This window comes from Pseudoalteromonas sp. P1-8 (assembly GCF_001399985.1).
Lineage (GTDB): Bacteria > Pseudomonadota > Gammaproteobacteria > Enterobacterales > Alteromonadaceae > Pseudoalteromonas.
In genome coordinates, this window is the sequence record NZ_LJSO01000002.1 from 244424 (window position 1) to 261908 (window position 17485).

13 protein-coding genes are annotated in these 17485 nt (G+C 41.8%); 7 read left to right on the forward strand and 6 right to left on the reverse strand.

What is annotated here, in order from left to right:
- Positions 1–6: 6 nt before the first annotated feature.
- The gene (gene lptD / locus AN213_RS04660) at positions 7–2253 is read right to left on the reverse strand and encodes an LPS assembly protein LptD (RefSeq protein WP_055197662.1); all 2247 of its coding nucleotides are present in this window, start codon (positions 2251–2253) and stop codon (positions 7–9) included.
- Between the two features lie 103 nt (positions 2254–2356).
- Here lptD and AN213_RS04665 point away from each other — a divergent pair, with 103 nt between their 5' ends.
- Genes AN213_RS04665 through djlA form a run of 3 tightly spaced genes read left to right on the forward strand, consistent with a single transcriptional unit; the run spans position 2357 to position 4907 of the window.
- Positions 2357–3358 carry an aminoglycoside phosphotransferase family protein gene (locus AN213_RS04665; protein WP_054562769.1) on the forward strand — a complete coding sequence of 334 codons (1002 nt, stop codon included), beginning with the start codon at positions 2357–2359 and terminating at the stop codon, positions 3356–3358.
- A complete protein-coding gene (gene murU, locus AN213_RS04670) occupies positions 3355–4011 on the forward strand; it encodes an N-acetylmuramate alpha-1-phosphate uridylyltransferase MurU (RefSeq protein ID WP_055197664.1) in 657 nt (218 codons plus the stop codon). The genes AN213_RS04665 and murU overlap by 4 nt, the downstream gene beginning before the upstream one ends.
- Before the next feature lie 23 nt (positions 4012–4034).
- Complete coding sequence (gene djlA, locus AN213_RS04675) at positions 4035–4907, forward strand: co-chaperone DjlA (protein ID WP_055197666.1); 873 nt, start codon at positions 4035–4037, stop codon at positions 4905–4907.
- On the opposite strand, the gene AN213_RS04680 is transcribed toward djlA, so the two are convergent.
- Both AN213_RS04680 and rluA read right to left on the reverse strand, forming a co-directional pair.
- Complete coding sequence (locus tag AN213_RS04680) at positions 4890–5822, reverse strand: DUF3530 family protein (RefSeq protein WP_055197669.1); 933 nt, start codon at positions 5820–5822, stop codon at positions 4890–4892. The two genes, djlA and AN213_RS04680, sit on opposite strands and share 18 nt — an antisense overlap.
- An 80-nt stretch (positions 5823–5902) precedes the next feature.
- Positions 5903–6556, reverse strand: coding sequence for a bifunctional tRNA pseudouridine(32) synthase/23S rRNA pseudouridine(746) synthase RluA (gene rluA, locus AN213_RS04685; RefSeq protein WP_082401641.1), 654 nt, complete (start codon positions 6554–6556; stop codon positions 5903–5905).
- Positions 6557–6689: 133 nt separating this feature from the next.
- Between rluA and AN213_RS04690 the strand changes: the two genes are divergently transcribed.
- Positions 6690–6920 carry a hypothetical protein gene (locus AN213_RS04690; protein WP_055197672.1) on the forward strand — a complete coding sequence of 77 codons (231 nt, stop codon included), beginning with the start codon at positions 6690–6692 and terminating at the stop codon, positions 6918–6920.
- A gap of 56 nt (positions 6921–6976) precedes the next feature.
- Here the strand turns inward: AN213_RS04690 and rapA are convergent, their stop codons facing one another.
- On the reverse strand, positions 6977–9871 hold the full coding sequence (gene rapA, locus AN213_RS04695; RefSeq protein WP_055197674.1) for an RNA polymerase-associated protein RapA: 2895 nt from the start codon (positions 9869–9871) through the stop codon (positions 6977–6979).
- A gap of 299 nt (positions 9872–10170) precedes the next feature.
- Here rapA and AN213_RS04700 point away from each other — a divergent pair, with 299 nt between their 5' ends.
- The 3 genes from AN213_RS04700 to AN213_RS04710 all read left to right on the forward strand — a co-directional run bounded on the left by AN213_RS04700 (position 10171) and on the right by AN213_RS04710 (position 15951).
- Positions 10171–11568: a PhoH family protein gene (locus tag AN213_RS04700; protein ID WP_055197676.1), complete on the forward strand. Its 1398-nt coding sequence runs from the start codon at positions 10171–10173 to the stop codon at positions 11566–11568.
- A gap of 62 nt (positions 11569–11630) precedes the next feature.
- Complete coding sequence (locus tag AN213_RS04705; protein WP_055197678.1) at positions 11631–15059, forward strand: response regulator; 3429 nt, start codon at positions 11631–11633, stop codon at positions 15057–15059.
- A complete protein-coding gene (locus AN213_RS04710; RefSeq protein WP_054562760.1) occupies positions 15028–15951 on the forward strand; it encodes a diguanylate cyclase in 924 nt (307 codons plus the stop codon). The genes AN213_RS04705 and AN213_RS04710 overlap by 32 nt, the downstream gene beginning before the upstream one ends.
- A gap of 32 nt (positions 15952–15983) precedes the next feature.
- Here AN213_RS04710 and AN213_RS04715 read toward each other — a convergent pair whose 3' ends face one another.
- Both AN213_RS04715 and AN213_RS04720 read right to left on the reverse strand, forming a co-directional pair.
- On the reverse strand, positions 15984–16364 hold the full coding sequence (locus AN213_RS04715) for a DUF3192 domain-containing protein (RefSeq protein WP_054562759.1): 381 nt from the start codon (positions 16362–16364) through the stop codon (positions 15984–15986).
- A 163-nt stretch (positions 16365–16527) separates the two neighbouring features.
- Positions 16528–17472, reverse strand: a complete 945-nt coding sequence (locus tag AN213_RS04720) for a D-2-hydroxyacid dehydrogenase (RefSeq protein ID WP_054562758.1) — start codon at positions 17470–17472, stop codon at positions 16528–16530.
- Positions 17473–17485 lie beyond the last annotated feature (13 nt).

Genomic DNA, 17485 nt, shown 5'->3' on the forward strand with positions numbered 1-17485 from the left:
GCGGTACTAGTTATTAAGAAAATACGGTCTACGATAGCCAAAAATACCTTGTTGTAATAATTTTTGTGCATCATAACGGCTTTTACTTCCAAGCCCTTTTAATACGATATTGAAGCCAATACTGGTATCAAAGGTTGCTTGCTCTTGACCAATCGCCTGGTTTAAATCAGTTTCGATTTGACGACGGCCTGTGATTTGAAACGCCCAACAGCACGATTCATACTGAAGACCGCTGAAAACCTCAATGCTACGACCACTTTCTAAATCGCGGTGATAGCTGCCAACAAACTGCCAATCTTGCGATAGCGGAATGCTGGTAAATAGACCAACTTGCTCGATTGTATTGCCTGAGACATCATTTGCATAGCGATGGTTCAATTGCACGAGCTGTTTATCGTCACCTTTATAATCTAAGGTGATATTTGATTGAATAATTTCTTTACCATCAGTGTCGTATTGAATACCACCTGATAGATACCAGCGACGGTGCCAATGTAACATGGTTTGCGCTGCGAACAAGGCATTGTAGTTAGTATCAACATTAATACCTTGTGATGTAGGCTTGGCATCATCACTTAAATAGAAGATTTGGCCTGCGCTGAAATTAAATACTTCTTCGTTTTCATTGCTAAATAAGCGAGTAGTCGCACCTAACGTAAATTGGTTCGCAGTAGCAATACGGTCGATACTTGAGAAACGACGATCTCTAAATAAACCAAAAAAGTCATCTTGTAATTTTGCCGTATCGTAAAGGCCAATATTGGATTGGTCTTTATTTGGCGTATACAAGTACTGAATTTGTGGCTCAAGAGTTTGAATACCATCTTTAAAGAAAAACGCAGTATCACGTTCAAAATTTAATTGGCTGTATAAACGCACTTTTGGCAGGGTACGGGTGACTTTTTCGTCGTAGTCTGTCCCTGCTAAATCGCCATGCTGGTTATATTCAGTATGTAATACGCTGAACTCAGATAAAAATGACCATGCGTATTCCTGATAACCAAAGCTTGCTTTAGGTTCTATGTGAACACGGCTTGCTTCATCAATGACGGCATCATCATTCGTGAAATAACTAAGCTCACCATCAAGGGTTAAATCAACACCATAAAAATCATACGCATCAGTTTGCGAAAAACTAATTTGTGGCAGTGCCGCATACGATTCGCGGTGATCACCAAGTACTTCAAAACTCTGTAGCTTAATATTGGTGCGCCAAGTGTCACCTAAGTGGGTGAGTGAACCTGTACGGTATAACTGAGTATCTGTGCGAGTCGCATAGCCAGAATTTAAATCGGTTAAGTAGTTATCATCACTAACGTTAGTAATATCGATATTACCGCGCCAGTTTTCACCAAAGTAACTTTGCTGTTGCCAATGGAATAGATAACGCGAGTCAACATTTGGCTCTTCATCATCTTTATCTAGATACTCAACGGCAATGAGACCGTTGTTTTGCTCAGTTAAATAACGAAACTCACCAATCATTTGCAAACCGCGTTTAGACATGTAGCGAGGCGTAATGGTGGCGTCGTAATTTGGAGCAATATTCCAGTAATACGGAGTGATAGTTTCAATACCGTAGCGGCCTGAACTAGAGAAGTTAGGCGTTAATAAACCTGATTTACGACGGTCATCTAACGGAAACGTAAAATAAGGAACATAAAGAACTGGCGTATCAAATAACCGTAATACGGTATTGTGGGTCTCGCCCCAGCCATCTTCGCTTGATAAGTCAATTTCGTCAGCTTCAATCGCCCACACAGGTGTTTCGCCCGGACAGGTAGTAAAGCTTGCGTTCATCAGGTTTAGGCCAGACTCGTTGACTGTTAGTTTTTCTGCGCCACCATGACCAAGTTGGTCGGTGAGCTTATAATCAGCACCAAGCAAGCTTAATTCAGAATTATTTAAATCCGCATTGAGCCCAGAACTATTAATTTGGCTTACTTTATCGCGATAAACGATAGGGCCGGTTGCATTAAGTAACCCACGTTGTTTGTCAATCAGTGCACTTTGTGCGGACAAATTCATCGTTAGGGTGTTAATATCTACATTACCGGTAAATTCTGCGCTTTGGGTACCCAATAGTTCAATATCATCGGATTTGATATCGATCATATTAAGTTCAAGGCCAGGGAGCGGTTGCCAAGCTCTGGTTTGCATTGAAGTGCCACAAAAATTGTGTGTCAGTTCAGTTTCGGCGAACGATGGTGCGCTAAGTACGCTTAGCATCATTATGCCCCAGGTTTTGCTCATTTAATGACCTTAATGCTCTTTGGTTGGATATAAGCTAGACATAATAAAGGAAAACAATGGCAAATACAGTAATTGACTTAGTGAAAAATAGATATCTTACTAAATGAATCGTTATAAAAGTTTACAGCAGTTTTTGAATCCTCATTTTAAAGAGGATGAATATCAATTAGCCGCCATCACTGGGGATGCGAGTTTTCGCCGTTATTTCCGCGTAAACACAAGTGATCAGAGCTATATTGTCATGGACTCAGATCCAGATAAATTAGATAACACGCCTTATATAGAACTCAATAAAGTGTTTTCTCAGCATGGCTTTAAATTACCAAAAATTCTTCAAGCAGATGAAAAGCAAGGCTTCTTCTTGCTGAGTGATTTAGGCAATACTCATTTGGCTGATTTACTGGGCGACGAAGACCGCACTTTACACTACAAACATCTAATAAAGTTAAGTGCACAATGGGCGCAAATCCCGCCAGCCCAATACATGAAAGTATTTGATGGCGAGTTTTTACAATTTGAACTGAGCATTTTTAGAGATTGGTTAGTCGATAACTTTATTGGTGAGCAACTTTCTGCTGATGAGCAGCAAATGTGGCAACAGGCTTGTGAGTTATTAGTTAACAATGCCCTTGAACAACCAATTGTTACAGTGCACCGAGACTTCCATAGCCGCAATATTATGCGCACGGGGCAGCAATGGGCAATTATCGATTATCAAGATGCGGTACAAGGGCCAGTGTGTTATGACCTTGTGTCGTTATTAAGGGATTGCTATTTCAAGTTACCAGAGCAAGAGCTAGATTACCTTTTACATTACGCTTATGACGAATTCAGCGAGCAACAGCTATTGCAAGACACCTCATTTGCGATGTTTAAGCGCTGGTTTGACTTAACCGGCGTGCAGCGTCATTTAAAAGCTGCAGGTATATTTTGCCGCTTAAAATTACGTGACGGTAAGTCTGGTTATTTGAATAATGTGCTGCCAACCCTTACATACATTAGTAATGTCAGTAAAGAATACCCAGAGTTAACAGCCCTTGGCCAGTGGATAGAGCAGACTATTATTCCACAGACTAAGCAGCGTTTAACTAAAGAGTCCAAATGAAAGCAATGATCCTAGCGGCGGGCCGTGGTAAACGCATGATGCCGCTAACAGAAACGATGCCAAAGCCGATGCTAAAGATTAACGGCAAGCCATTATTAGAGCATCATATTAATAACTTACGCCAAGCAGGCATTACCGATATTGTCATTAACCTTGCCTGGCAAGGTGACAAAATAACAGAGTATTTCGGTAATGGTTCGCAGTTTGGTGTATCGATCACTTACAGCCAAGAGCAGGCTGGGGGGCTTGAAACCGCCGGGGGCATCATTCAAGCATTGCCGTTATTGGGTGAGCAATTTATTGTCATCAATGGTGATGTGTTTACTGATTATGATGTGACTTCGTTGATGCAGCTTCATCTGCAAGCAGGGGAGGCGCATATTGTCCTTGTTGAAAATCCTGCGCATAACCCTGATGGTGATTTTGCACTGAGTCACCTAAGCCCAGATAGTCAAAAGTATACTTTTTCCGGTATAAGTCGCTATCATGCTGATTTCTTTAAAGGTCTAAGCGTAGGTATTCGTCCACTTGGGCCCATTTTGCGAGAAAAGCTCAGTGAACATCAAGTTTCGACTGAGCTTTATTTGGGGCAATGGGATGATATTGGCACGCCTGCCAGACTCGACGAAATCAATCAACGTTTCGCTTTGTAATAACAACAGAGGTTTGCCAAATTATGTGGGGAAAAGTACTCGGTTTTTGTTTTGGCTTTATGTTTGGCAAATTTATAGGAGCCTTACTAGGCCTATACCTAGGCCATATGTTCGATCGCAGCTTAAAACAAGACTTTGATAAAGCAGGTGGTTTTTCTGGTTTGTTTAAAGGCGATGATATTAACGAGCGCCAAGCACTTTTCTTTTCTAGCTGTTTTGCGGTGATGGGGCATATCGCCAAATCGAATGGCCGCGTTAGTGAAACGCATATCCGTGCGGCAAGTTTGTTTATGGACGAAATGGGCCTATCAGGTGATGAGCGCAGAGAAGCACAAGATGCCTTTCGTAGTGGTAAAGAAAGCGACTTTTCATTAAAAGAAACCGTTCATGACTTTAAAGAGCGCTTTGCTCGACGCCATGATTTATTGCAACTGTTCCTCGAAATACAAATTCAAATGGCCTTTTCAGATGGCCACCTTGCAGAGCAAGAAAAGCAGCTATTGCAAGAGGTGAGCAAGCAGTTAGGTATTTCACGTACTCAGTTCGCATTTTTATTAAAACGCTACCAAGCCGAATTTGCATTTCGTCAGCAACAACAGCGTTTTTATGAACAGCAGCGTCAACAAAGCCAGCAAAATCGCAGCAGTCATAGTGAACAAAGAGGGCACAGTGTGCCACCGAATAATGGTATGAACCGCGCCCAAGCGTTGGCTCTATTAGGCTTAAACAGTGATGCTTCTTCGAGAGATATTAAAGTAGCCTATCGAAAGCTCATGGCTCAGCATCACCCCGATAAGCTGGTATCGCAAGGTTTACCAAAACACATGATGGAAGTTGCGGTAAAGAAAAGCCAAGATATTCAAGCGGCTTATGAGTATTTAAAAAAGGCGGCGTAAAAAGCCGTCTACCTCTTTAAGCAGCCGCTGGTGCTGCTCAGGCTCTGAAGGCACACCAAATAACTCTCTTTGTCGGTAGTCATATTTAGCGTGTTTTCTTACCCAGCGTTTTCTGTCTTTAACACTTTGCAGGGTGTCAGGGTTACCCTCGCTGTAAAAAATATCCAGTAACGGTGGGCTGATAGTCGAAAGCGTGGCATTGAGATGCTGGTTACGAACACTGTTAGGTAAATAACTACCTAGGCTAATAAAAGCGTTTAGTTCGTTATTTGGAAAGCTAGCATAATGCTCTATCAATAGCCCCGCACTGGCACCTTGTGCCACCACAATAATATTGCCGCCTTCATCCATTGCACTGTTATACAAGGCATTGAATCTGGCAATTAGCTTTAATTTGTAATCATCAAGTACGGCTTCACTGATATTGGGCTCACCCGTAACAAAATGCGGCGCTTGTTGCGTTTGGGCTGGTGGAGCAGAAGCTGCTTGCTCATCGCTTTGTTCAACAGTTTGTGTTGACTCATGTTCAGAGCTCTCAGGTGACTCGGGCGTTGCCATATCGGCAGGATGCCAATCAATGTCAGGCATGGTCATGGCAAGGGTTGCATAGCCAATTTCGTTTAACTGCTTGCGCAAAAAGTTAATACCAGCATTATTAGTGGGTAAGTGCTGCCAATCAGGAATGATTAGCACAATGCCGCGTTGACTGGCTGCCATCGATTGACGATATAAGCTAATGAACTCATCTTCACCAGCAAGTAGAGTGCGTACTTCATCGCTTGGTAAAAAGCGTTGAATATCGTTAGTGACCAAACTTGACCAAGGGGTGGGTTTAATAAAATCGGCAGCATTCACATTACCCATCAACGCAAAACAGGCTGCGTAAAGTAAGCGATGTACGGGTTTTAAATTCATGCCGATATTACCTGAGTCTTTAATTAAATCAGTTATTGATTAACTATCGGCAGTATTTATTAAATATTTAGCGAATTGTCTTAAAACTCAGGAGCGGCTTCAAAAATCAATGTTTCACCGCTGGCTGGGTGAGCTAAGGTTAGCATTTCAGCATGCAGTTGTAAGCGAGGGGCCATGGCGAATGCCTCGGGGTGAGCATACAACTTATCGCCTAAAATAGGGTGACCCAATGACAGCATATGCACACGTAGTTGGTGAGAACGCCCAGTAATAGGGGTAAGCTCAACACGAGTTGCATTCTGTTCATATTCAAGCACTTTAAAATGGGTTAATGACGGTTTGCCATTATCGTGATCAACCATTTGCTTTGGTCGGTTCGGCCAATCACAAATAAGTGGTAAATCTACCGATCCAGTTTCTTGCTCAAGCTTACCAAATACACGAGCAATGTAGCGTTTTGCAGTTTTTCTATCTTGAAACTGAATGCTTAAATTACGATGCGCTTCTTTGTGCATGGCTAAACAAATAATGCCAGAGGTCGCCATATCAAGGCGATGAACAATTTTTGCCGTTGGAAAAACGCGATTAATGCGAGCAATAAGGCAGTCGGCGTGTTTTGGATCTTTTCCCGGCACAGTAAGTAAACCACTTGGTTTATTCACAATAAGCAAGTCATCGTCTTGATAAACAATACTTAAATAAGGTGTCATTGGGGGATTATAATTGAGTAACACAGCCAGCCTCGATGATATGCAAGTGCGCTATTTTAAAGGAGTATGAGCGCATACACAATGCCAGTGCTGGTTTTCGAGTAGCAGCTAAGATACAGTAAATTCAGCTATGGAGTTTAAATCAAAGGACAAGTGAATGTTTCGCCTTGGTTTAATTCGCAGTAAACCTTGTACACGTTGTGGCTTAGAAGTTAATGACCTTGAGCCAGAGTGTCCGCATTGTAAAGGCTTTTCAGACCTACAAGCAGTATATTTGAAGCAAGCTTACAAAGACGATTTAATAAAAAGAAACAAAAGCTTAGCTAAGTTATTTTGCAAGCTAGCGGCATTGGCCGTAATTATTACCCTTGTGGTGTTTTTTGTATAAAAAAACGCGATGTGAAAGCACATCGCGTTTGTGGTTTTGAGTTTAGCGCTTCAACGTTAGTGTGAAACGACAATTAAACGAATTGCATCCAGTTTAACTTGGGCTTTTTCGATGTAAGTCGTGAGTTCGCTACGCTGTTTATCAAAGAAGCTAAGCTCTTCATCACGAATATTCGGGTTGATCTGCTTAAGTGCCGTTAAACGAGCTTGCTCTTCACCAAGGGCAGTTTGCATTTTCTCTAGTGATTCAGCACGCAGTGCTTCTAGCTTGGTTTGTGCCATGCCTTGTGCGCTGGTGATCATTGGGTGAATGGCACTTTGTAGCGCGCTGGCTAATTTACTTGCCGTTTGGCGACCAACCGCAGACAACTGCTGATTGAAAGCATCAAAAGCAACATTATCAGCCAGATTGTTACTACCCTTATCTAATAAGATACGAATAGGTGTTGGTGGCAAGAAGCGGCCAACCTGAAGTGCTTTAGGCGCCATCGCCTCCGCAATGAAAATAAGCTCAACAAAGAAGGTACCAGCAGGTAGCTTTTTGTTTTTCAGTAACGCCACAGAGGCAGTACCAAAGTCATCATCACAAATCATGTCTAAGCTGCCTTGCACCATAGGGTGGTCCCAGCTGATGAAATGGGCGTCTTCTTGCGAAAGCGAGGTGCTGCGATCAAACGTTACTGTGATGCCATCATCTTTTAAGCATGGGAAAGATGGATTTAGCATGTGCTCAGTTGGTTTTAAGATAATGGTATTTTCACCTTTATCTTCTTGGCTTACACCAAAGGTGTCGAAAACATTGATCATATAGCTTGGCAGCGTGAATTGGTCGTCTAATTCTTCGATATCAGCAACAAGACTTTCTGCTCGGCCTTGGCCACTTGAGTTCAGCTCTAATAAACGGTCACGACCACTTTCCATTTGCTTACGAAGCTTGGCATTTTGACCAGCAACTTGTTCTAGTAGTGGGTCTAGCTCTTCTTCGTCGCAATTGTGTGCACCGATAAATTCAAGTAGTTCTTCGCCATACTCTTTATACAGCATTTGCCCTGTTGTCGATGTTGTTTCAAACGCATCTAAGCCTTCGTTGTACCAACGAAGTAACACTTCTTGTGCGGTGTTTTCAAAATACGGCACGTGAATGTTTACGTCTTGAGTTTGACCAATACGGTCAAGACGACCTATACGTTGCTCAAGTAAGTCTGGATTAAGTGGTAAATCAAACAATACTAAGTGATGCGAGAATTGGAAGTTACGACCTTCAGAACCAATTTCAGAACAAAGTAGAATTTGCGCGCTGTCGTACTCGTCGGCAAAGTAAGCCGCTGCACGGTCACGTTCAACAATCGACATGCCTTCGTGAAAAACAGAGGCTTTAATTGCTTCACGCTCACGTAAAATCTGTTCTAGGCTAAGTGCGGTTTCGGCTTTAGCACAGATAAGCAGTACTTTTTCGTGTTTAAGGGTTTTTAAAGTTTCGATTAACCAATCAACACGTGGGTCAAATGCGCCCCAGCTTGCATTTTCACCTTCAAACTCTTGGAAGATCTTTTCAGGGAATAGAGCGCGAAGTGCCGTTAGTTCAGCATTTTGAATGCCGCCCATGTTACCCAGTACCGACATCGCCGTTTTATATTGTTTAGGCATTGCCATAGGGTATGCATGAAGCTTGCGGCTTGGGTAGCCATCAATACCGCTGCGGCTATTTCTAAATAAAATACGACCCGTACCATGGCGGTCAAGCAGCATTGATAAAATTTCGTTGCGCGCCGTTTCATCACCTTGCTCCGCTTTCGCTAAAAGGTCAGTAATGTCGGTTTCTTTTAATAGCTCTTTTAATGTTGCACGAGATGCATCATCAAGGCCTTGTTCACCCAGTAATTGATTAGCAGCTTCAGCAACTTCTTTGTAGTTACTTTCTTCTTCAACAAACGCATCGTAGTCGTAGAAACGATCTGGGTCGAGTAATTGTAAGCGGGCAAAGTGACTGCGGTGACCAAGTTGATCTGGCGTTGCAGTTAATAAGATAAGGCCCGGAATGTCTTGGCTTAACTCTGCCATGCGTTGGTATTCAGTGCTTGGCTTACCATTATTGATACTTAAATGGTGCGCTTCATCAACAACCAATAAATCCCAATCAGCTAGGGTTGCTTGCTCAAACCAGCGCTTTTTCTTGCTTAAGAACTCAAGGCTAGTAAGTACTAACTGTTCTGTTTCGAATACGTTTGGAGAGTCTGCGAATGCTTCATCACAACGTTCTTCATCAAAGATTGAAAAACGTAAGTTAAAGCGGCGTAGCATTTCTACTAACCACTGATGCTGTAAGTTTTCAGGCACAACAATCAATACGCGGCTAGCACGGCCACTGATGATTTGTTGATGTAAAATCATACCTGCTTCAATGGTTTTACCTAAACCCACTTCGTCAGAAAGTAAAACGCGTGGTGCAAAACGTTTACCCACTTCTTGTGCAATGTAAAGCTGATGCGGAATAAGGTTTGCGCGCTGACCAATTAAACCTTTTAAAGGAGATTGTTGGCGCTCAAACTGGTGCTGCCAAGTTTGGTAGCGAAGCGTGTAGCGGTCAAAGCGGTCCACTTGACCTGCAAATAAACGGTCTTGCGGTTTATTGAATTTGATAAAGTGATCTAAAAAGGTTTCTTTTAACTGCGCTTTTTCACCATTATCAACACGAATGCCGTGATAGCATAGTAACTCGCCTTGCTCTTCAACAGACTCGACTTCTAATTCCCACTCTTCAACGCTGCGAATAATATCACCTAGATTAAATGCGACACGAGTAACAGGTGCTTCTGTTAAAGAATAAACTCTGTTTTCTCCACTGGCTGGAAATAAAATGCTGACCTGACGGCCTTCAAGGGCAACAACGGTGCCTAATCCTAAATCTGACTCAGTATCACTGATCCAACGCTGACCTAAGGAAAAATTCATGTATGTCTCGTCTATGAAGAAAAAAGGCGGCTATGTTACCTGTAACGCCATGCTACTTCAAGGCAGTAAACTCGCCGCACACAATTAAATTTAGTCAACCTTTTTAAGCCATTATTAACGGTAAAAATTGTATGCATTTTAACCAGTTAAATAATTGTATATTTGTTTGTCATAAAAAGGACTTTTGTCGTAAATAGACTAAACTGAGTATATACCTGACGAATAAACCATAGCTTCATCCGCCGCTTGTTTAGTTTATTGGGTATAGCATAAAAATCATAAAACGTAAGGAAAGTGCTATGGAAAAAGCTTCGAACCTTGATAGTAAAATGTATGTGCTCGATACCAATGTATTACTCCACGAACCCCTCGCTTATTTATCTTTCCAAGAACATGATGTTGTTATCCCCATGACAGTATTAGAAGAGCTCGACCACATTAAAGATAGGAAACATGACGTTAGCCGTGACGCCCGTGTTGCTATTCGTGGTTTAGATGAAGTGTTAAAGGACGCTTCGCCAGAGCAAATGTTGCAGGGTGTCGCGCTTCCTAGTAACAAAAAGGCTAAATCAGAATCTCGTGGCCGCTTAATTATCGTTAATGACCATTTATTTGCAGACAGTATTTCGGGGTTACCGGGCAACGAAAACGACCACCGCATCATCAATTGTGCTGTTCATTTACAGAAGCAACACAGCGATAGCAAAGTGGTGCTTGTCACTAAAGACATCAATATGCGCCTAAAGGCGAAAGGGGCAGGGCTTAAATTTGTTGAAGATTACAGAACAGACCAATTAATTGACGACATAGCGTTGCTTACTAGCGGCTATAAAAAAATTGAAGGTGATTTTTGGCAACAGGTTGGAGAATGCGAAACAGAGCAGCAAGGCCGAGATACCTATCATCATGTGGCTAAAAGCACGATTAGCGATGTGTTCTGTAATGAATATATTTTAGATGAAAGCGACCACTTTGCGGCTCGAGTAACAAGCTACGATGATAAACAAATTACTTTAAAGGATATTAGTGTTGAGCGCTTGATGAGCCATACCGCTTGGGGCGTTAAGCCAAAAAATGTTTATCAAGGGATGGCACTTGATGCGCTACTTGACCCAAGTATTGAATTGGTGATTTTAACTGGTCCTGCCGGCTGTGGTAAAACCTTGCTCGCTCTTGCTAGTGCCCTCGAAATGATTATAGAAAAAGGTATTTACGATAAAGTGATTGTTACTCGCAATACCCCAGAAATTGCTGAATCAATTGGCTTTTTACCTGGCACTGAAGAAGAGAAAATGGCGCCGTGGTTAGCTGCTATTACCGATACCTTAGAAGTGCTGCATAAAGGAGATGAAAATCCAATTTCGAGTCGTAATTACATTATGGAAAAAGCCAACGTACAGTTTAAATCAGTAAACTTTATGCGCGGCCGTAGTATTCAAAACGCGGTTGTTATTTTGGATGAAAGTCAAAACTTAACCGCTTCACAGCTGAAAACCATTATTACTCGCTGCGGTGAAGGCACTAAACTCATTTGCTCAGGTAACTTGGCGCAAATTGATAGTAACTACCTCACGCCAGTTACCTCAGGCTTAACCTATATTGTTGAACGTTTTAAAGATTTTCAGGGCAGTGCTACCGTTAATTTAAACGGTGTGGTACGTAGCCGCTTAGCCAGCTTTGCTGAAGAAAATTTATAACTTGCCAGTATTCCTATGCCTCGTTAACCTAGCTGTTATCGAGGTAAGGTACTTATAAGCCAGTGAATTTTTTACCGTTAAAGCATTATTATCGCTCTTTGGCAGTGGCACTTATTGTGCCGCTGCTGGTGGCGTTTTTTTTGTGTTTACACTTATATAATTTAAAACTTGAGCGGGCGATAGAAAGCAGGCAAAACGGTTTTAATAATATTTCAGCTCAGCTTAGCCATGCTATGCGTGCCGCAGATGGCCTTATAGACACCATGTTCAAGCTATATGAGCAGCCACTTTCTTATGATTTTGATCCTAGTTGGGCACGCAATGTGAATCAATACGATCACTATTACTACCAAAGTGTGGGCGATGGAGTGGGGGAGATAGTCGGGCAAGGAAAGTTTGCCTCAACCGCTTACGCAATTAATCAATGGCGACGTGTTATTGCCCTCGGTCCCTCGTTTAATACCACGCTGTCGCTTATTCAATCTTTAGAAGCGGTTGCTTATGTTAATGAGCAAGGCTTTGTTTATATTAAGCGCCGTAACACAGCAAAAAGTGAATTTCTGACCAGTGTGTTAGATAACAAATTTCGACCTTTATCAATCAATAGCAACAAGCTTGCTTCGAGCTCTGTGTTGACCATAAATGGCCATGCCTACTTTGCTATTGGCAAGCAACGAGCCGCTAATAGTCGTGATTACATTGTGTTGATTTATGACCTTAAAGCAATTTCTAACTGGTTAAAAAAAATAGCGCCTAACTATGGTGAGTATATTTTTATAAACCAAGATAACCAAGTCATTGCCAGCTCAAAGACGGAGCCTAATACTGCCATAAGTGCCAGCGAGCATTGGCCGAATGTCGCGATAGATATGAGCAAGAATAACCATAGTCATTTAGTGCAAGAAGCAACAAACTTACCTATTTACACTCGTTTCTATGAATCAAAGCAAGCCCTGAGTGAACCTGTAGGCTACGACATTTTTTTAGAATTCGCATTTTTGAGTGTGTTTTTAGTGATGATGTTCAGCGCTGTTTTTTGGTTGAGTCAGCGCATTTTTGTAAAACCAATGACGCACTTAATGAATTATCTTGAGCAGCATGATGAAGGCAAACAAGCGTTAGTTCATTATCGTATTCCTGTTGATTGGCAGCCTTGGTTCAGCCGTGTGAAAAAGGTGTTTAGCCGTAATGAAGAGCTCGTTCAGTCGTTACAAGAGGCAAATAAAGCGCTTGATTCGCAAGTACAGGTAAAGTCAAAACAATTGCGTCGTAGTATTGATGCGAAAGAGCGTCATTTAGCGCTATTAAATACCATGCTCAATAACGTACCTGACCTAATTTATTTTAAGAATATTGATGGCTCGTTTTTAGGCTGTAATAAGGCGTATGAGCGCTATATCGGCTTGCCACAAGAGAAGTTAGTAGGGCAGCAATTATGTGATATTAGCGATGATAATGGCGAGTTAAACGAGCTTGAAAAGCAAGTACTCAAAGACCGCCAAGCTTATCAAAAAAGATTGACCACAGAAGATAACAGTTATCTATTTAGCATCGTGCCATTTTACAACGAACATCAGCAATTTCTTGGCACTATGGCAATTGGTCGTGATATTACCGAGCAGCATAATGCGCTTAATGCATTACAAAGCTCCGAAGCGAAATTACGTAGCGCCATGGAGTATGCTGCTAATGGGGTGCTGTTGGTATCGCTTGACGATCAGGTGCTGCAAGCAAATAAAGCGGCACGTAAAATTTTTGCAATTGAAAACGCCAATGACCTCAAATTAATAGACTTATTTGCTGAGACGTCTTATCAGACATTAAAAAATACCCTGACAGAGCTGTTGCATGAGAAGAAAAAAGTGTATCACTTTAGTCTTGAGCAGCAAGAGCTACAGCGCTGGCTACAAATTAGTGTGTCATTAGTTTGGAATGCCGAGCAAACACCTGATTACTATGTTGTCCATGTACAGGATGTGACGGATTTAGTAAAAGCAAAAGATGACGCAGAGCGGGCAACATTAGCCAAGAGTCGCTTCATTGCAAACCTTAGTCATGAAATACGCACACCACTCAATGCTGTACTAGGCTTAATTGATGTCATCGCTTTACAAGGTTTAACACAGCCGCAGCGTAATCATGCCGAACAAGCAAAATCAGCAGCCAATAGCTTGCTTACTTTACTAAATCGTATGCTTGACTTTGCCCGCGCTGAAAGCTCGCAAGTACAACTTAATAAAGCCCCTTTTAGTGTGCCTGATTTAATCGACTACTGTCAGGGAATAACAGCCCCTTTATGCGCAAATAAAGATATCGAGTTTAAAGTCGAATGCGATAAAAGCATTAGCGATAACTTAGTGGGTGATCAAATTTGCTTGCAGCAAGTACTGGCTAATTTACTGACCAACGCTGCCAAATTCACCGAACAAGGCACAGTGACATTAAACTTAATGCTGGTGGAAGAGTCAGCTGAGCAGCAACTCATTTGCTTTACTGTTAAAGACACGGGCATTGGTATTAGCAAGGCAGATCAAAGCCGCTTATTTGATGCATTTACTCAAGGTGATGAATCATTAACGCGCTCTCATCAGGGCGTTGGCTTAGGCTTAGCGATTGTTAAGTACGAAGTTGCGCTAATGGGAGGCGAAATTAAGCTGGAAAGCGAAAAAGGTAAAGGCAGTGAATTTTGCTTTTGCTTACAGCTAGATAAAGCCGCGGAGCCTGTGAAAAAAGAACTGGTTTCATTGCCTTCTAGTACTGATTTATCTGGCATGTTAGTGCTGGCTGTGGATGATAACCCGCTTAATTTAAGCATTATTAAAAGTATTTTAGAGCAAATTGATGTCACCGTTGTGTGTGCACACAGTGGTGAAAAAGGCATTGAACTGGCAAATAGCTTAAGGCCCGATCTCATTTTTATGGATATTCAGATGCCAGAAATGGATGGTTGTCAGGCAACGCGTATTATTCGTCAGTCATTTACCAAAGAACAAATGCCGATTTACGCACTCACTGCACACAGTGAAAGCGAAGATATTGAGCATTCAATCGCGGCGGGTATGAATAAGCATTTAACTAAACCGATTGTTGCTAGTAAGTTGTTTTTAGCAATGAGTGAACTTGATAACACAAAAGAAGTCTTTTTTGATCAAGCTTTTATACTGTCTCAGTTTGCAAACAATACTAAGTTAGTATTAACTATGTTGTCGAAGTTTGCGACTATGGCAGCAGAGCAGTTATTACAAATCTCTACATTAAAAACTACCGATGAGTTGGTCCGTGTGGTTCATAATGTAAAAGGGTCAGCCGGAAATCTCGGTTTTAAGCGATTGTCAGCGTGCGCTCAGCAATGTGAAGCTAGGCTTAAAGCAGATGGCGAACTGCCCGAACAATTAAATGATGAGTTGCAATGGCAAATAAAACAGGTCATCGCATTTATCATCGAACAAGGATCTACTGATGTTGAAAAGAGCCAAGGTACTGATTGTTGATGACGATCCGTTAAACCGCTTGGTATTAGAGAAAACATTGCAGCAAGACTATGATGTTTTTTGTGTTGAGAGTGGCGAAAAAGCACTGACGTTTTTAAAAACGCAAACTGTTGATTTGTTGATCTTGGATATTGTAATGCCCGGTATTGACGGCTACGAAGTGCTTACTAAGCTAAAAGAAAGCGCGACTACCAGTATGTTGCCTGTAATATTCATTTCTGCCAATACCAGTCACGATGATGAAGCGAAGGGCCTTGAATTAGGCGCGATGGACTACATCACTAAACCATTTAGTGCTGCTATTGTGCGTGCTCGAGTGCGTAATCAGCTGCTGATCAAACAAAAAAATGACTTACTAGAAATGCTCGCCTCAATTGATGGCCTAACCGAGATCCCAAACCGACGTTATTTAGATGAAAATTTAGCGCGAGAGTGGCGTCGTTGCCGTCGAGATCAAACCCCGCTATCGGTGTTATTGATGGATGTTGATCACTTCAAGCGTTACAACGATTGCTATGGTCACCGAGCAGGTGATGATTGCTTAAAACAAATTGCTCATGCCTTAGTTGGAGCGTGTGAACGAGGCAGTGACTTTGTTGCTCGTTATGGTGGTGAAGAGTTTGCTGCGGTGTTACCCAATACTTCAGCTAAAGAAGCTATGTCGTTTGCAAATAAACTGCGCAATGCGGTGAATGATTTAAACATCCCACACAAAGCGTCGCTAAATGCCGACCATGTCACAATTAGTATCGGTATTGCGACCACAGAAAATGGTCAGGTTTATGCAGAACAAACCTTACTTGAAGAAGCTGATTTAGGTCTTTATCAGGCTAAAGACGCCGGACGAGATCAGATAGTATCGAGAATGATCGCAGTAAATGAACATGAGTAGGCAAAGCCTACTCACCCGTTTCAAATTATTTATTAACCATTGCTAAGTGATTTATAAATCGTATCACCCACGCCAATTAACTTATCATTTTTAAATACGAGTGGCGTACACTCGTCTTTAGTCATCTTGCCATCAGAGTGAATACTATGCGTTGCATAGAATAATACTTGGTAAACATCATCACCTTGCTTTAATAACTCGGTAAAGTTAGGTGTATTTAGTTTGTTTAATACAGTTTGGTAGCTCGTATCTAATGCAAGATTAGAAATCACTTCACGGTTATTTTTATGCTGTTTTTGCCAGCTAGAAGAGTTACCAGCCCAATGTGTGTCGGCTTCACCGTCAGAAACAGCAATGACACAACCAGTTAAAAATGGAGCTGTTAGCGCGGCAATAAGAAGTGCTTTTTTCATGTTATTTTATCCCGAAGAAATTGTTTTATAGTTATTCACTTAATAGCAAACTGCTTGCCAAACTTGTAAATCACAACTAAATCAATTGCTTAGGTTGTGTTTGGTCAATGAGCTAAGTAATAAATTACTAATTACTTAGCTCTATTGACTAATAAATTGCGGTTTAGACCAACCTGTTACGTGTTTCGCCTTGATTAAATGCTTGGATATTTAACGCAATTTCGTTAACTAAGCGCACAATAGATTCTTGGCTCGCCCATGCAATGTGTGGAGTAAGTAATAAGTTTGCACCTTTGTATAGTGCCAGCGGGTTTTCTTGCTCTGCGGGTTCTTTACTGAGTACATCAACACCGGCTCCGGCAATAATATTATTAGCTAATGCATCAGCTAAATCGGCTTCATTGATGATCCCACCACGAGCAGTGTTAATGATGATAGCTGACGGTTTCATCATGCTTAATTCTGCCGCAGCGATTTGGTTGCGCGTTTCATCAGTAAGCGGGCAGTGAACACTAATGATATCGGCTGTGGTTAGGGCATCATTGAAACTAACACGACCTTCACGAGGCGTTTGGCCTTTTCGTTCACTAATGATGACATTGGCACCAAAGGCGCGTGCTACATCGGCAACGGCTTTACCCAGTGAGCCATAGCCAACAATAGCCAGTGTTTTGCCGGCAATTTCATTAAAGCTGTAATCTAAACGGCAAAACATAGGGCTTTGCTGCCATAAGCCTTGCTGGCAATCATTAATGTATCTGTGAGTATTGCCCAGTAAATTAGTGATGAGAGTAAAGGTATGTTGCACCACACTCGGTGTTGAATAGCCCGCTACATTTGTCACTGCGATGTTATGTTCTTTGGCTGCACTTAAATCAATGTTGTTAGTCCCTGTCGCTGCAACACATATTAATTTTAAATTAGTTAATTTGCTCATGGCGTTCTGATCAATCACCACTTTATTACTGATAACGATATCGGCATCTTGGCAGCGCTCAACAACCTGTTCTTTAGCGGTTAAATCGTAACAGGTTAATTTACCTAATTGCGCTAAGGCATCTAACGAAGTGTTGGCTAATGTCGCTGCATCAAGGACAGTAATATTCATGTGCTTTCCTTTT

Excerpts from the sequence above, each read along its gene's own strand:
- AN213_RS04720 (WP_054562758.1), bottom strand. The coding sequence starts at position 17,472 with ATGAATATTACTGTCCTTGATGCAGCGACATTAGCCAACACTTCGTTA.
- lptD (WP_055197662.1), bottom strand. The coding sequence starts at position 2,253 with ATGAGCAAAACCTGGGGCATAATGATGCTAAGCGTACTTAGCGCACCA.
- djlA (WP_055197666.1), top strand. The coding sequence starts at position 4,035 with ATGTGGGGAAAAGTACTCGGTTTTTGTTTTGGCTTTATGTTTGGCAAA.
- AN213_RS04715 (WP_054562759.1), bottom strand. The coding sequence starts at position 16,364 with ATGAAAAAAGCACTTCTTATTGCCGCGCTAACAGCTCCATTTTTAACT.
- AN213_RS04700 (WP_055197676.1), top strand. The coding sequence starts at position 10,171 with ATGGAAAAAGCTTCGAACCTTGATAGTAAAATGTATGTGCTCGATACC.
- rapA (WP_055197674.1), bottom strand. The coding sequence starts at position 9,871 with ATGAATTTTTCCTTAGGTCAGCGTTGGATCAGTGATACTGAGTCAGAT.
- AN213_RS04680 (WP_055197669.1), bottom strand. The coding sequence starts at position 5,822 with ATGAATTTAAAACCCGTACATCGCTTACTTTACGCAGCCTGTTTTGCG.
- AN213_RS04690 (WP_055197672.1), top strand. The coding sequence starts at position 6,690 with ATGTTTCGCCTTGGTTTAATTCGCAGTAAACCTTGTACACGTTGTGGC.
- murU (WP_055197664.1), top strand. The coding sequence starts at position 3,355 with ATGAAAGCAATGATCCTAGCGGCGGGCCGTGGTAAACGCATGATGCCG.
- AN213_RS04665 (WP_054562769.1), top strand. The coding sequence starts at position 2,357 with ATGAATCGTTATAAAAGTTTACAGCAGTTTTTGAATCCTCATTTTAAA.
- AN213_RS04710 (WP_054562760.1), top strand. The coding sequence starts at position 15,028 with ATGTTGAAAAGAGCCAAGGTACTGATTGTTGATGACGATCCGTTAAAC.